The sequence below is a fragment of the Mycobacterium sp. Root265 genome (assembly GCF_001428895.1).
Taxonomy (GTDB): Bacteria; Actinomycetota; Actinomycetes; order Mycobacteriales; family Mycobacteriaceae; genus Mycobacterium.
The window spans coordinates 272,206-287,366 of the sequence record NZ_LMJA01000029.1 but is presented as its reverse complement, the minus strand read 5'-3'; the positions used below and the strand labels follow the sequence as shown (position 1 = coordinate 287,366).

The 15,161-nt window shown below is 67.4% G+C and carries 15 protein-coding genes and 1 pseudogene; 9 read left to right on the top strand and 7 right to left on the bottom strand.

Going from position 1 to position 15,161, the window contains the following annotated elements:
* The first annotated feature begins 57 nt into the window (after positions 1-57).
* The gene (locus ASE48_RS22030) at positions 58-699 is read left to right on the top strand and encodes a TetR/AcrR family transcriptional regulator (protein WP_057169260.1); all 642 of its coding nucleotides are present in this window, start codon (positions 58-60) and stop codon (positions 697-699) included.
* On the opposite strand, the gene ASE48_RS22025 is transcribed toward ASE48_RS22030, so the two are convergent.
* A complete protein-coding gene (locus tag ASE48_RS22025) occupies positions 689-2,125 on the bottom strand; it encodes a short-chain fatty acid transporter (RefSeq protein ID WP_057169259.1) in 1,437 nt (478 codons plus the stop codon). The genes ASE48_RS22030 and ASE48_RS22025 overlap by 11 nt on opposite strands.
* 164 nt (positions 2,126-2,289) lie before the next feature.
* On the opposite strand from ASE48_RS22025, the pseudogene ASE48_RS22020 reads away from it, so the two are divergent.
* From ASE48_RS22020 to ASE48_RS21995, 8 genes and pseudogenes are all read left to right on the top strand, one after another.
* Positions 2,290-2,979 (top strand): annotated as a pseudogene (locus tag ASE48_RS22020) (GAF and ANTAR domain-containing protein).
* Positions 2,980-3,033: 54 nt separating this feature from the next.
* Positions 3,034-3,189, top strand: a complete 156-nt coding sequence (locus ASE48_RS33185) for a hypothetical protein (protein ID WP_200962226.1) — start codon at positions 3,034-3,036, stop codon at positions 3,187-3,189.
* A 1-nt stretch (position 3,190) separates the two neighbouring features.
* Positions 3,191-3,346 carry a hypothetical protein gene (locus tag ASE48_RS33180; protein ID WP_200962225.1) on the top strand — a complete coding sequence of 52 codons (156 nt, stop codon included), beginning with the start codon at positions 3,191-3,193 and terminating at the stop codon, positions 3,344-3,346.
* A gap of 201 nt (positions 3,347-3,547) precedes the next feature.
* On the top strand, positions 3,548-5,581 hold the full coding sequence (locus tag ASE48_RS22015) for a toprim domain-containing protein (RefSeq protein WP_057169258.1): 2,034 nt from the start codon (positions 3,548-3,550) through the stop codon (positions 5,579-5,581).
* Positions 5,582-5,599: 18 nt separating this feature from the next.
* Entirely contained in the window at positions 5,600-7,738 is a 2,139-nt protein-coding gene (locus ASE48_RS22010) for a DNA gyrase subunit A (protein ID WP_057169257.1), read from the top strand.
* 45 nt (positions 7,739-7,783) lie between these two features.
* The gene (locus ASE48_RS22005; RefSeq protein ID WP_082614345.1) at positions 7,784-8,713 is read left to right on the top strand and encodes a DUF5996 family protein; all 930 of its coding nucleotides are present in this window, start codon (positions 7,784-7,786) and stop codon (positions 8,711-8,713) included.
* A 204-nt stretch (positions 8,714-8,917) separates the two neighbouring features.
* Positions 8,918-9,256: a hypothetical protein gene (locus tag ASE48_RS22000; protein ID WP_057169256.1), complete on the top strand. Its 339-nt coding sequence runs from the start codon at positions 8,918-8,920 to the stop codon at positions 9,254-9,256.
* A gap of 44 nt (positions 9,257-9,300) precedes the next feature.
* Entirely contained in the window at positions 9,301-9,768 is a 468-nt protein-coding gene (locus tag ASE48_RS21995) for a hypothetical protein (RefSeq protein WP_057169255.1), read from the top strand.
* A gap of 12 nt (positions 9,769-9,780) precedes the next feature.
* On the opposite strand, the gene fbaA is transcribed toward ASE48_RS21995, so the two are convergent.
* Genes fbaA through ASE48_RS21965 form a run of 6 tightly spaced genes read right to left on the bottom strand, consistent with a single transcriptional unit; the run spans position 9,781 to position 15,160 of the window.
* Positions 9,781-10,803 (bottom strand): class II fructose-bisphosphate aldolase, encoded by a 1,023-nt coding sequence (gene fbaA, locus ASE48_RS21990; RefSeq protein ID WP_057169254.1) that lies wholly within the window; start codon positions 10,801-10,803, stop codon positions 9,781-9,783.
* Positions 10,804-10,839: 36 nt separating this feature from the next.
* Complete coding sequence (locus ASE48_RS21985; RefSeq protein WP_057169253.1) at positions 10,840-11,838, bottom strand: LacI family DNA-binding transcriptional regulator; 999 nt, start codon at positions 11,836-11,838, stop codon at positions 10,840-10,842.
* Positions 11,835-12,485 carry a nucleoside/nucleotide kinase family protein gene (locus ASE48_RS21980; protein ID WP_057169252.1) on the bottom strand — a complete coding sequence of 217 codons (651 nt, stop codon included), beginning with the start codon at positions 12,483-12,485 and terminating at the stop codon, positions 11,835-11,837. The genes ASE48_RS21985 and ASE48_RS21980 overlap by 4 nt, the downstream gene beginning before the upstream one ends.
* Positions 12,482-13,396 carry a PfkB family carbohydrate kinase gene (locus tag ASE48_RS21975; RefSeq protein WP_057169251.1) on the bottom strand — a complete coding sequence of 305 codons (915 nt, stop codon included), beginning with the start codon at positions 13,394-13,396 and terminating at the stop codon, positions 12,482-12,484. Before ASE48_RS21975 ends, ASE48_RS21980 begins: the two co-directional genes overlap by 4 nt.
* Positions 13,374-14,168 carry an ATP-binding cassette domain-containing protein gene (locus ASE48_RS21970; protein ID WP_057169250.1) on the bottom strand — a complete coding sequence of 265 codons (795 nt, stop codon included), beginning with the start codon at positions 14,166-14,168 and terminating at the stop codon, positions 13,374-13,376. Before ASE48_RS21970 ends, ASE48_RS21975 begins: the two co-directional genes overlap by 23 nt.
* Positions 14,165-15,160: an ABC transporter permease gene (locus ASE48_RS21965; RefSeq protein WP_057169249.1), complete on the bottom strand. Its 996-nt coding sequence runs from the start codon at positions 15,158-15,160 to the stop codon at positions 14,165-14,167. Before ASE48_RS21965 ends, ASE48_RS21970 begins: the two co-directional genes overlap by 4 nt.
* Between the last annotated feature and the right edge of the window lies 1 nt (position 15,161).

The window sequence follows — 15,161 nt, the reverse complement described above, 5'->3', positions numbered from 1 at the left end:
TGGTTGTTCAGGCCTCTGATAATCTCCCACCGCTATGACTTGCCAGGCCACTCTCCGATGACATCGAAAGAGACCGGCCCGCGGCGCTCCCGCCGCGACGAATACGCCGAACAGACCCGGCGCGACGTCGTCGATGCCGCCCGCGCCCTGTTCGCTCAACGCGGCTACTTCGCCACCACGGTCAGCGATATCGCCGCGGCCGCCCGGGTGTCGGCCGGAACCGTGTATCAGCAATGCGGCGGCAAACAGGGGCTGCTCCGCACGCTGATGGACTCATGGACCACCGCACCCCTGGTCCAGGAGACACTCGACGCCGTCAACGCCGCCGGCACTCTGGACGAGGCCCTGGCCGTCCTCGCGGACTCCTATCTGGAATTCTGGCGGCAGTTCGACGATATCGTCCAACTGGTGGCCGCGACCGCCGCGCACGACGCCGAAGCGACAGAGGCGTTGACCCAGGCCATCATTCGCCACCGGACCGCACTGCACGAGATCGCGCGCAGGTTCCGGCAGTTGGGTGGGTTGACGGGCTCGTTCACCGACGAGGACTTCGCCGATATCACCCTCTACCACTACGGCCCGCAGAACGGCTTCCACTTCACCGTCAGCGTTTTGGGCTGGACCGAGGAGCGCGCCCACGCCTTTCTCAGCGCCCAGTTCGCACACTCACTGTTCGAACTGGCCGCCCCTACGGGGTAGCAGGTATGACCGGCGGAACGAAGTCGAACGTCATGCCGAACAGCCACACCAGCGCCAGGACCACCGGTAGGTGAAAGATGAACTGCAGGAACGTGAATCCGACCAGATCCCGCGCCCGCAGGCCGAGCACCGCCAGCAGCGGCAGCATGAAGAACGGGTTGATCAGGTTCGGTAACGCCTCGGCGACGTTGTAGATCTGCACCGTCCAGCCCAGGTTCATCTGCACATCGGTGGCCGATTGCATGACATACGGCGCCTCGACCAGCCACTTGCCACCGCCGGAGGGGATGAAGATTCCGAGTACGACGGTATAGAGGGCAATGACGACGGCGAACGCCCCGCCACCGACGCTGGTGAACAACTGCGCGAGCTGATCGGAGACGGTGTGTCCGCCGCGCCCCTCGGCCTTGGTGAGGATCGCGGCCATGGCGGCGTACAGCGGGAACTGGACGAGGATGCCGCCCGTCGCGGGCACCGCCCTGGCGACGGCCTGCAGAAATTTTCGGGGTGTGCCGTGCAGCACCAGTCCCAGGATGAGGAACACCAGCAGGTACCCGTTGAGGCTGCTGACGACCGATAGGACCGGCTTGGTGAACAGCTGGGAGATCAGCCATCCCAGCGTCATCACACCCGCCAGGATGGGCAGTACCCGGCTGTATTCGAGCCACTCACCCGGGCGGGAGCGTGGCGGCACCTCCTCGGTCTGGTCGTCGAGGTCCACCGCCAGGTCCTCGGCGGTCTTGATCGCCGCCCCTCTGGGCGCGGAGAAGTGCGCGATGGCCACCGTCAGCGCGATGAGAATGGCGCACGTCGCGAGCGACTGCCAGGTGAAGATCGTGGTGCCGAAGTCGAGCACCCCGGTGATCTTCAGAAGCTCATCGGGCAGCGATGCGGCGGTCGCCTGCAGCTGCGCGGCCGACGAAGACATCCCCAGTGCCCACACCGCGCCCAGGCCCATGAACGCCGCGGCGCCGAGCGCACGGTAATCCACCCGCAGATCGGTCCGCCGCGCGATCGCGCGGGCCAGCAGACCGCCGAACACCAGGCTGAGGCCCCAGTTCAGGAAGGAGACCGACATGGACAGGAACGCAACGAAACTGACTGCGCTCCTTGCTGATTGGGGCACTGTGGCGAGCCGGTCGATCAGCCTGGCCACCGGCGGGCTGGTGGCCACGACGTATCCGGTCAACACCACCATGGCCATCTGCAGGGTGAAGGCGGTGAGGTCCCAGAAGCCGTTGCCGAAAGCGTCGACCACCGTTTGCGGTGAGGATCCGTTGGCCAACGCGGCGACGGTGACGACAACGACACCGGCCAGTGCGACGACGTAGGCGTCCGGGAACCACTTCTCGGTCCAGCCCGCCAACGACTGGGCGACCCGGGCCAGCCCTTTTTCGGAACGAGATCCTGCGGTGGCAGTTGTCATTTGGCCGTTTCCCCTCTCCTCGCCCGGCCAGTATCGACCCACCCGGGAGATCGACAATGCAGAACGGCGCGAACTCGGCTCAGTCCGGCGCCGACCTCACACTGGGCGGGGTGTGCGGTCTGCGACCCTTCACATATGCGGAGCGGGCTTCGTAGGGTGGTCTCATGACCGATTCGCAGAGCCATGAGCTGATCCTGCGCATGGCCGAACTCGCGCGCAACGTCGCGTTGCAGAGCGTCGACGGCGTTCTGGCCGATGTGACATCCGCGGCGCTCGAGTTGATCCCCGAAGCCGATACCGCAGGCATTCTCCTGGTCAGCAAGAACTCGAGTTTCGAGTCGTTGGCCGCCACCAGCGATCTGCCGCACAAACTGGACGAGCTCCAGATGGAGTACGACGAGGGGCCGTGTCGGCAGGCCGCGCTGCAGGACGTGGTCGTGCGCACCGACGACTTCCGGAACGAGCCGCGCTGGCCGCAATAGTCGCCGGCAGCCCTGGAGCTCGGTGTGCTCAGCGGTCTGTCCTTCAAGCTCTACACCGCCGATCGCACCGCGGGGGCGCTCAACCTGTTCAGCTTTCACCCCAATGTCTGGAGCTCCGACGCCGAGACCGTCGGCTCGGCGCTGGCCGCGCACGCCGCTGCCGCGATTCTGGCCAGCCGCCAGACCGAAGAGCTGCACTCCGCACTGTCCACGCGTGATCGCATCGGTCAGGCCAAGGGCATCGTCATGGAGCGCTTCAATGTCGACGCCGTGCAGGCGTTCGCGCTGCTGCGCCGGCTTTCCCAGGACAGCAACACCCGGCTCGTCGACATCGCGGACCAGGTCGTCAACACGCGCGGGCCGGCCGAGTAGGCGAGCGCGCGGAGGCCAGGCGTGGAAACCAGCGCGGCGGGGCATCCCTAGCCGATGAATGAGAACGCAGCAGCTTCCGTACCGCACGAGCAGAGCGACGAGGCACCAAAGCCTCCCGGCCCCACCGACCAGGGCCGCACCGGAGGGATGGCCACCCGCGAGGTCGCCCCGGACGTGGTGGAGAAGCATCGAGCAGAGTCGGAGCACTGACATGGCGAAGCACCGCAGTCCCTCACCCACGCCCGAGGATGCCACCGAGGTCACCGCGGAACAGGCCGAGATGCAGGAGCAACTCGACGACCAGCACCACGATCCGGAGGGCCCTGGGCTGCACCAGGACCGCCACCAGATCGCCGACGAGACGTAACGCCGGGCGGCCGCCGGCGGGTCCCGACCGCGCTGTGCGTGCCGTCACAGCGCGGCGACGGTGCGCTGCGTTGTCGGGCCGTCCGACTACCATTCCTCCGGCACACGCGTGCTTGCCGAGCAGATCGCAGGCACCGGGGCACACTGGTATGCAGACAGGACCTGCGCGTTCAGGTCCCGGCCCAGACGGAGAGAACGAGCAGTGAGTTACAACGCCGCAGACATCACCGAGCTCGACGATGTCCAGCACACGCGCCTGCGGCCGGCGGTGAACCTGGGCCTCGACGTGCTCAACACCGCCCTGCGCGAGTTGGTCGACAACGCCATCGAAGAGGTCGCCGATCCCAGCCACGGCGGCTCCACCGTGACCATCACCCTGCACGCCGACGGATCGGTCAGCGTCGCCGACGACGGCCGCGGCCTGCCCGTCGACTCCGACCCCATCACCGGCAAGAACGGCATCGTCAAGACCCTCGGCACCGCGCGGGCCGGTGGCAAGTTCTCCGCGCACTCCGATGCCACCAGCACCGGTGCCGGCCTCAACGGCATCGGCGCCGCCGCGGCGGTCTTCATCTCGGCGCGGACCGATGTGACCGTGCGCCGGGCCGGCAAGACCTACCTGCAGAGCTTCGGCGCCGGCTACCCCGGATCGTTCGAAGGCAAGGATTTCGACCCGAACGCGCCATTCACCAGGGCGGACGCCCAGAAGCTACGCGGCACCGGCAACCGCAAGCCCGATGCGCACGGCACCACGGTGCGCATCCTGTTCGACCCGGTCGTGGTGCCGGATTCGACCGTGGACGTCGGCGAGGTGCTGTTGCGCGCGCACGCCGCGGCGCGGATGTCGCCCGGCGTACACCTGACGGTGATCGACGAGGGCTGGCCCGGTGCCGAGGTGCCGCCGGCGCTGCTCGAACCGTTCAGCGGACCCTGGGGCAGCGACACCCTGCTCGACCTCATGTGCACCGCCGCGGGCACTCCCCCGCCCGGCGTCCGTGCCGTCGTGGAGGGCCGCGGTGAGTACACCACCGGTCGCGGACCGACCCCGTTCCGTTGGTCGTTGACCGCCGGACCGGCCGAGCCGGCCACCATCGCGGCGTTCTGCAACACTGTGCGCACCCCGGGCGGCGGGTCCCACCTGACAGCCGCGATGAAGGGTCTGTCCGAAGCGCTGGCCGACCGTGCTTCCCGGATTCGCGACCTGGGCCTGGCCAAGGGCGAGGACGGCCCGGAACCACAGGATTTCGTCGCGGTGACCGCACTGGCCGTCGACACCCGCGCCCCGGATGTGGCGTGGGACTCGCAGGCCAAGACCGCGGTGTCCTCACGTTCGCTGAATCTGGCGATGGCCCCGGACGTGGCACGCAGCGTCACCATCTGGGCGGCCAACCCGGCCAACGGTGACGCCGTGTCGCTGTGGACGAAGCTGGCCCTGGAGTCGGCGCGGGCACGGCGCAGCGCCGAGGGCGCCAAGGCCCGGTCCCGGGCGGCCTCGAAGGCCAAGGGGCTGGGCACGAACCTGTCGCTGCCGCCGAAGCTGCTGCCCAGCCGGGAGACCGGACGTGGATCCGGAGCCGAATTGTTCCTGTGCGAGGGCGACTCGGCGCTGGGCACCATCAAGGCGGCTCGCGACGCGACCTTCCAGGCCGCGTTTCCGCTGAAAGGCAAGCCGCCCAACGTTTATGGGTTCACCGTCAACAAGGCCCGGGTCAAGGACGAGTTCGATTCGATCGAACGGATCCTGGGCTGCGGGGTGCGTGACAGCTGCGACCCCGAGCAATGCCGTTATGACCGCATCCTGTTCGCCTCCGATGCCGACCCCGACGGCGGCAACATCAACTCCAGCCTCATCTCGATGTTCCTGGACTTCTACCGGCCGCTGGTGGAAGCCGGAATGGTCTACGTGACCCTGCCCCCGCTGTTCGTGGTCAAGGACGGCAACGAGCGGATCTACTGCCAGGACGAATCCGAGCGGGATACCGCGGTGGCCCAGCTGAAGGCCACCTCCAAACGCAAGGTGGAAGTGCAGCGGAACAAGGGCCTCGGCGAGATGGATGCCGACGACTTCTGGAACACCGTGTTGGATCCGCAGCGGCGCACAGTGATTCGCGTACATCTCGATGACGGCGACGCCAAGCTGCACCACACCCTGTTCGGCGGGCCACCGGAGGGCCGGCGTACGTGGATGGCCGATGTCGCCGCCCGTGTCGACACCGCCGCGCTGGACCTGACGTAAGAGGACGTAGGAAACACTGTGACCGCCACCCTGGACCTTCCCGAGCAGAATCCCGACCTGGTGCTCGACCAGAGCGCCGATGACTACTGGAATCACTACCAGCTGACGTTCGCGCTCTACAGCGTGAGCGACCGCGCCATACCGTCGGCGTTCGACGGGCTCAAACCCGGCCAGCGTCGCCTGCTCTACCAGATGCACGATTCGAGGCTGCTGCCCGGAAACAAGCCGCAGAAATCCTCGAAGGTGTGTTCCGCCGTCACCGGTAACCTGCATCCGCACGGCGGCGCGTCCATGTACGGGGCCGCGGCACTCATGGCCGCCGAGTTCCAGCGCGTGAAAGTCATTGACGGGCAGGGCGCCTTCCCGCGCATCCAGGGTGACATTCCCGCCGCCGACCGTTACACCGAGATGCGGCTGTCCGCCCCCGGGGCCGCGCTGACCGCCGAGCTCGACGATCACGCCGTGCCGATGGTGTCGACGTTCGACGGTGAGTGGACCGAACCGACCATGCTGCCCGCCCAGTGGCCGGTGCTGCTGTGCAACGGTGCGGTCGGCATCGCGGAAGGCTGGGCCACCAAGGTGCCCGCGCACAATCCGCGCGAGATCATGGCCGCCTGCCGCGCGCTGCTGGCCCGGCCGAACACGACCGACGACACGTTGATGAAGCTCATCCCCGGCCCGGACTGGGGATGCGGGGCCACCGTGGTCGGCTCCGCCGGGCTGCGGGAGTACATCACCACCGGGCGCGGACAGCTCACGGTCCGCGGCACGGTGTCGGTGGACGGCAAGAACGTCATCGTCACCGAGCTACCGCCCGGCGTCGCGAGTAACACTGTGCAGGAAAGGATCCGGGCACTTGTCGAATCAGGGGAGATGTCGGGTGTCGCCGATATGTCCGACCTGACCGATCGTCGCAACGGACTGCGCATCGTGGTCACCGCGAAGCGCGGGCACAGCGCAGAGACGATCCGCGACCAGTTGCTCGCACTGACACCGCTGGAGTCGACCTTCGCGGCCAGCCTGGTGGCGCTCGACGAGGACCGGGTGCCGCGCTGGTGGACGGTCCGCGAACTGATCGGCGCGTTCCTGCACCTGCGTGACTCGGTGGTGTTGCGCCGCAGCGAATACCGACTGGAGAAGGTCACCGCGCGGCGTCACCTGGTCGCCGGTCTGATGACCATCCATCTGGACATCGATGCCGCGGTGGCCGTGATCCGCAACTCCGACACCGTCGACGACGCCCGCCGGGGCCTGCAGGACCGGTTCGCGATCGACGAGGAGCAGGCCAATTACGTGCTGGCGCTACAGCTTCGCCGGCTGACGAAACTCGACGTCATCGAGCTGCAGGCCGAAGCCGACAAACTGGACGCCGAATTCATCGAGCTCACCGAGCTGGTGACCAATCCCGATGCGCGCCGGAAGGTGATCGACAAGGAACTGGTCGAGACCGCGAAACTGTTCAAGGGCCCCGAGTTCGACCGGCGCACCGTGCTGGACTTGGAAGCCGCACCCGTCACCGCCGGCACCGACGACGACGGACCCCGCGAGCGGAAGGTCAACGCCGCCTGGCGTCTCGATGACCGCGGCGTGTTCTCCGACAGCCACGGAGATCTGCTCAGCTCCGGCCTGGGCTGGGCGGTGTGGACCGACGGCCGGATCAAGTTCACCAACGGCAACGGGTTGCCCTACAAGATCCGCGATATCCCGGTGGCGCCGGATATCACCGGTCTGGTGGCCTCCGGGGTGCTGGCCGATGGTTATCACCTGGCGCTGGTGACGCGCCGCGGAAAGGTGCTGCGGATCGACCCGGCAGCGGTGAATCCGCAGGGCGCGGCAGGTAACGGCGTGGCGGGGGTCAAGCTCGCCGCCGACGGCGATGAGGTCATCGCAGCGTTACCGGTGTCCTGCGGCAATGGTGAAGCCATCCTGTCAGTATCCGAAAAGGGCTGGAAGGTCACCGAAGTCGCCGACATCCCGGTGAAGGGCCGCGGTGGCGCCGGTGTCGGTTTCCACCCGCTTGCCAACGGTGAGACGGCGCTGGTATCGGCGACGATCTCGGCGACCGGATTCGTGCGCGGTACGCGGACGGTGCGTGCCGAGAAGCGGGCCAAGGCTTCGATCAAGGGATCCGGGTCGGATGTGACGCCGGCGGTGTGAGCGCCTGCTCGCAATCAGCCGTCATCTGAGACAAGGGAGAACGATGTGAGCGGGCAAACGACGGGGTGGCCGGCGCTGCGGGTGGCTGACTGGGAGCCCACGCGCCACACGTTGCACATGTGGACCCAGATCGTCGGGAAGATACGACTGGCGCATGCACCGCTGCTCAACCATTGGTGGCAGGTGCCGCTCTATGTGTCACCGCGCGGACTGACGACATCGGCCATTCCGGTGGACACGCGGCTGTTCGACCTGGAATTCGACTTTGTCGACCATGCGCTGAAGGTCCGGGTGAGCGACGGTGGCTCCGGTGAGATCGCGTTGCGCGACCGCTCCGTTGCCCAGTTTCACGACGACGTGCTGGGCCTACTCGCCCGCTTGGGCATCGAGGTTCAGATCTCCGCCGGCCCCAACGAGGTGGACCCGGCCATCCCCTTCGCCGAGAATCTCCACGCCGCATACGACGCCGACGCGGTCCATACGTTCTGGCAACAACTGATCCAGGCCGACCGGGTCATCGGGCAGTTCCGGGCCCGGTTCATCGGGAAGGTCAGTCCGGTGCACTTCTTCTGGGGCTCATTTGACCTGGCGTGCAGCCGCTTCTCCGGACGTCCCGCTCCCGCTCACCCCGGAGGAGCACCGAACTGTGGCGACTGGGTCATGGTTGAGGGCTACTCCCACGAACTGTCCAGTTGCGGCTTCTGGCCCGGTGGTGGCGACGAGGGCGCGTTCTACGCCTACGCGTACCCCGAGCCGGACGGCTACGCCGAGTTCCCGGGTTGCCCCGAAGGGGCCTTCTACGACAACAAACTCCGGCAGTACCTGCTGCCGTATGAGGCGGCGCGCACCGCGAACGATCCGCACCAATTGGTGCTGGACTTTCTCGAGTTCACCTACCTTGCGGCTGCGGATCTGGCGGGATGGGACCGCGAATCGCTCGAAGACGATCCCAAGCGTTGGCACGGGACGGCGTAGGTAGTCGTGCATCGCGCCCGGTTCGACGCGTCCGCGACAACCGAGCGCAGCCTGAGGCGCTTCCCCCAAAGCGCTGTCGGCGCCCGTTCCATCGGTTAGCCTGCGATCAGGCGATCCCACCGACGGTCGGGTTGTAACGAATATCCCTCGCCGTCAATATGTTTGGGTATCGGATTGCGGTGAGACCCTGCGGAGGAGTGCACGATGACACGGACCACCAAGGGATTACGCGGCACCGTGACGAAGAGCGTTGTGGGTGGCGCGCTCATCCTTCTGGCTGCCTCCGGCGCCCCCGCGCAGGCGTTCGCGATGCCCACCACCACCGGTGCCTTCGACGCGCCCGTGCCGCTCGAACCTCCCGGGCCATTCGGACCTCCCACCGGCCCCGACGACGACTCCTGCATCAGCCAGCCCGCAGATCCGGTGTGCGGGGGCGGCCCGTATGCGCTGCCATCGCCTCCGACGATTTCCCTACCGTCGCCCGCCATGGACGGCGGGATGCCCGGCATCGCCGGCATCGGCGGGATGCCCGGACAGATCTGACCCCGTCGGCAGCACCACCTGCGGGCGTCCACGAGAGGAACGGCATGGCCATCATCGGCGGGCGGTCCGCGGTGTTCATCATCGCGGCGGGCGTGGCGGTCGGATCAGCGGGCCACGCCTGGGCCGGTGGGCCTCCCGCCGGCACACCGGGCGAGTTGAGCGGCACCTACAGCTATCAATCCGACACCGGTCGATTCGGTACGTGGGCGGTGACGCCGTGCGGACCCGGATGCGCCGACGTGGCCGTCACCCCCGTCACCGACCCGAGGGTGAACCCCTACGGCGGGCAGGCCCGGCTGGCCGACGGGCAGTGGGTGCTGATCGTCCAGTCCGCACAGGCCGTCCGGTGCAAGCCACCCAACGATGGCGTGACGGTGCCCGGCACCGTCACCTTTTCGCTCGATGCAGGGTCGCTGAGCGGTACAGCCGTCAACGTTCAGTCCGCTGCGGGCTGCGGCGATCCGGCCGGGGCGACCTACCGGGGCAGCTTCACCCTGACGAAGGTCGGATAGGGCGGGTTCTGCCTACCGCATCGCCCGTCCGGCCGAACCCAGCATCTGCGCGGCCTCGACAACCCTTGCCGCCATGGCGTTCTCGGCCGGTTTACCCCACGACCTCGGGTCGTAGGCCTTCTTGTTGCCGTAGCCGCCGTCGACCTTGAGCACCTGGTCGTACTTGCTGATCATGTGGCCGGCGATGGATCGGGTGAACGCGTACTGGGTGTCGGTGTCGACGTTCATCTTGACGACCCCGCTGGCGACCGCGGACGCGATGTCCTCGGCGCTGGAACCCGATCCGCCGTGGAAGACGAGATCGAACGGTTTGGCTCGGCCGGTTTCGCCACCGATGACGGCCTGGATCTCCGCGAGGATCTCCGGGCGCAGATGGACCGACTCCGGGTGATAGACGCCGTGGACGTTGCCGAAGGTCAGGGCGGTCAGGTACCGGCCGCGCTCCCCCGTCCCCAATGCCTGCACGGTGGCCCGCGCGTCGTCGACGGTCGAGTACAGCTTGTCGTTGATCTCGTGGGACACCCCGTCCTCCTCGCCGCCGATCACTCCGACCTCGATCTCCAGGATGGTGTTGGCTTCCACCGATGCCTCCAGCAATCCTTCGGCGATGCGCAGGTTTTCGTCCAGCGGTACCGCGGAGCCGTCCCACATGTGCGATTGATACAGCGGGTCCATCCCGCGGGCGCGTCGTTCGACCGAATCGGCGATCAACGGCCGGACCCAGTCGTCGAGATTCTCGGCGGGGCAGTGATCGGTGTGCAGGGCCACGGTCACCGAGTAGTGCTGTGCGACCTCGTGGGCGTAGAGCGCGAGCGCCTTGGACCCCGCGAAACGGTTCTGCACCGTGTTTCCGGACAGGTAGAGCGCGGTGCCCAGTGACACCTGGATGATGCCGTCGCTGTCGGCTTCGGCGAACCCCTGCAGCGCGGCGTTGAGGGTCTGGGAGCTGGTCACGTTGATGGCCGGATACGCGAACCCGCCCGCCTTGGCACGATCCAACATCGCGACGTAGTGGTCAGGGGTTGCTATCGGCATGGTGGCGGGTCCTAACAAGAGGGGCTGGGTTGGGCGTCACGTGCATCCGCATGAGTTGCGGTGATGGAAGGAGGTGGGTACCCGAATCTGTTGCGGCGGATCATCGTTTCCGCGCATTCTGCGCAGCAGCAGTTCGACCGCCGTGACGCCGATCGTCTCGACGTCCTGGGCCGCCGCGGTGAGCCGGGGCTCGAAGAGGTCCGACCATTCGAAGTCGTCGTAGCAGGAGAAGGCCACGTCACCCGGTATCGACAGGCCCAGACTGCGCAGGGCTTTGAGCGTTCCGATGGTCATGGCGTTGTTCAGGGACACCAGTGCGCTCGGGCGGTCGGCGCGCGACATCAGGGTGTGCACCTCGCGTTCGGCCACGTCGGTGTTGGATTCGCCGTCGACGACCAGCGCGGGATCGACGGGCACGCCATGGTCGGTGAGCGCCGCGCAGTAACCATCGAATCGCTCGATGGTGGAGGAGATTCCGGCAAGGCCGCGCACGACGGCGATCCGCCGATGACCGAGTTCGAGCAGGTGCGCCGTCAACGACCGCGTCGACGAGAAGTTCTCCGGGCCGACCTGATCGCAGCCGGCGTCGACACCACGGTCAATCAGGACGAGAGGAGTTCCGGTGCCGGTGATCTCGGGCAGGGTGACCCGCTCGGAGCCGGCTGCCGGCGCCACGATCATCCCGTCGACCTGCCGGTCCAGCAGTGAACCGGTGACGCGCTGCTCCGAGGTGACATCGTCATGGGAGTCTCCGACGATCAGGACGTACCCGGCGTCCGACAGTGCCCGCTCCACGGCGTGCACCAGGCTGCCGAAGTAGGGATTCGTCAGCGCCGAGATGGAGAGTCCGACCGTGTGCGTGCGGCCGGCCGCCAGTGATCGGGCAACGCCGTTGCGGCGGTAGCCGGTCTGCTCGATGGCCGCCTCGACGCGTAATCGGGTGGCCGTGTTGACCTTACGGGTGCCGTTGAGCACATGCGAGACCGTGGATGCGGACACCCCGGCGATACGGGCGACATCGCCCATGGTCTTCATCGGAGGCGCACGATGCGGTCCGCGCGGCCCGCGGTCGACTCGATCAACTGCGCGTTGCGCTCGTCGGACCCGAGGGCCCAGAACTCCGCTTCCTGCGGGGACTTTCCGTACGCCTCGTGCCGGCGCACGAGGCGGCGATGGCGAACCTCGGTGTCGGGAGCCAGGAACCACACCTCGTCGATGTGGGACCGTGCCGCGGGCCACGCATCGGATTCCAGCAGCAGGTAGTTGCCCTCGGTGACGACCAGCGGCACCGTCGGCGGGACGGGTATGGACGAGCCGATCGATTCCTCGATCTCACGCCGGAATCGCGGTGCGTACACGACCGGGTCGTCGGCACGCTGTGTGCGCAGGCTCGCGACCAGCCGTGCATACCCGCCGTCGTCGAAGGTGTCGTGTGCACCTTTGCGGTCCAGGCGACCCAGATCGATCAGGACCTCGTTGGCCAGATGGAAGCCGTCCATGGGCACCAGCACGGCCATCTCGGGGCCGAGGGCGGAGACGAGTTGTTCGGCCACGGTGGACTTCCCGGCACCCGGCGCGCCGGTGAGGCCTAGGATGCGGCGTTGGCCGCGAACGACGAGCGCCCGGGCCGACTCGACCAGCTGGTCCAGTGTGGCGTCCTGCACGTCCTGCTCGAAGGTCACCGTTCTCGCTTCCGATCCGTGGAGAGTGCGTCCAGCCATGCCCGCGGCCCGACTATCGAACACCGTAGTGCCGCCACCCGGGCGGAGCGATCGATGCGCTCGGTGATGCTGCTCGCGCTCTGGGTCGAGTAGTACGCGTAGGCACCGTGGAAGGCGTCACCGGCACCCAGCGTGTCGACCACCGCCACCGGCGGCACCGGCACGGACCCGGACCTGCCGTCTGAGCACCATGCGACGGGGTCGCCGCCGTGCGTGGTGACGACGGTACGCACGTCGCTTGCGACCAGCGCCGCGGCCGTGGACTCCGAGGTGTCGGCGCCGGGTACCCGAAAGTCGTTGGAGCACACCATGTCGGTCGCGTGCGGAATGATGTCGGCCATCACCGGCTTCCATCGCCCGGCGTCGACGACGAGGGCGAGGGCCCGGGCCGCGGCGTGCCGGGCGGCGTCGCGGGCGATGAGGGGATGGTGCCCGTCGACGAGGACCACGTCGGCCTCGCGGATCAGGTCGCCCAGACCTGGCGGTGGCAAAGCGTCGGAGTTCACCGCGTCCAGCGATACCACCGATCGGTCCCCGGTGGACTCCACCACCGACACCGCGGACACGGGTACCGCGCGATGGGTGCCCGCCGCGGCATCGACGACACGCACGCCATATGCGGCGAGATCGGCCCGGACCAGGTCGGCGACCGGATCGTCGCCGAGCGCGGTCACCAGGATGGCCTCGCCGCCCAGTCCCGCGAAGGTGACAGCCGCGTTGGCAGCCGGTCCGCCCGCGGCGACAAACTGTGCGGTGGACGTGATCTTCTCGTTCACCGCAGGTGCTTTCGCGACGCGATGGATCACGTCCAGCGTTGCCAACCCGGCGAAGACCCCGACCGGGGCCTTCTCAGATGCCGGCGCGTTCCTCATCGGTCGGCTCCTCCGCACCCGTCATGAGGGCAACGACCTCGGACATCGAGCGTTGCTTCGGGTCGACGACACCCGCCCGCTTGCCGAGCCGGTGGATGTGGATCCGGTCGGCCACTTCGAACACGTGCGGCATGTCGTGACTGATGAGCACCACCGGAATTCCGCGGTCGCGGATCGACCGGATCAGGTCGATCACCTGTCCGGACTCCCGGACGCCGAGGGCGGCCGTCGGCTCGTCCATGATGATCACGCCACGGCCGAACGCGGCGGCCCGCGCCACCGCGACACCTTGGCGCTGCCCGCCCGACAAGGTCTCCACGGCCTGGTTCACGGACTTGATGCCGATTTTCAGGTCCGCAAGATGCTGGGATGCCTCTTGGCGCATCCTCGGCATGTCCAGTCGACGGAAGAGGCTGCCCGCGAGCCCTTTACGTCGCACCTCGCGCCCGAGATACAGATTCGACGCGATGTCGAGGGCCGGGACCACGGCGAGATCCTGGTAGACCGTTTCGATTCCGGCGGCCCTGGCATCTCGGGTGTTCTTGAAGGATACCGGGGTGCCGTTCATCAGGATCTCTCCGGCGTCGGGAACCACCGCCCCCGCCAGCGCCTTGATCAGGCTGGACTTTCCGGCACCGTTGTCACCGATGACGGCGAGCACCTCCCCCTCGCGCAGCGCGAAGTCCGCACCGTTGATCGCCGTCACGTTGCCGTACTTCTTGACCAGGCCCCGCGCTTCCAGAACCGGTGTGTCGCTCTTCGTGCTCGTCACTGAGACCTCCTGCGCGCGAACTGATCCACCGCCACCGCCACGATCACGAGGATTCCGGTGGCGATGTTCTGGTAGAGATTGTCGACGCCGGCCTGGGTGAGCCCGTTGCGGAGCACCCCGACGATGAGTGTGCCGACCAACGTGCCGCCGACGCCGCCGCGCCCACCGAACAGGCTGGTTCCGCCGATGACCACCGCGGTGATCGATTCCAGATTGGCGTTCTGATACGCGTTCGGGTCGGCATTCGGGATGCGCCCGAGAGCGGCCCACGCGGCGATCGCCGCGATCACACCCGTCGTGATGTACACCGACAGCAGCACCCGCCCGGACTTGATGCCGGACAGAATCGACGCCTGCGGATTACCGCCTACGGCGTAAATGTGTTTACCCCAGGCGGTTTGGGACAGGGCGTACCACATGACGAGGTAGACCAGCAGCATCGCGACCACGCCGTAGGTGGTCGAGAACGAGCCGATGCGAAAGGACGTGCCCAGGAAGGTGAGCGGTCCCTGCTCCACGCGGTAGGTCTCGGATCCCGCGAGCAGGCGGGTGGCCGCCTGGATCGCGGTGAACGTGCCCAGGGTGACGATGAACGGTGGCAGCCGCAGCATGGTGACGAGCCCGCCGTTGATCGCGCCGAACGCCACGCACACCAGCAGCGTCGATCCCAGGGCCACGAAAGGACCGTTGGCACCGGCACTCTGGGCCATCACGATGCTGCCGAAGACGGCGACCGCGCCGATGGAGAGATCGATGCCGGAGGTGAGGATGATCAGGGTCTGGCCGACGGCAAGGATGCCGACGACCACCGACTGTTGCAGGATCAGTGAGACGTTCTGCGGATTGAGGAACGAATCCGAGACCGAGCTGAAGATGACGATGGCCAGCAGCAGGGCCACCATCGGACCGAGCAGCGGTTCACGCAGGATGCTGCCTGCGTTGAACCGGCTCGATACCGACGGCGTCGCGGTTGAGGGAGCGCCGGTGCTCATG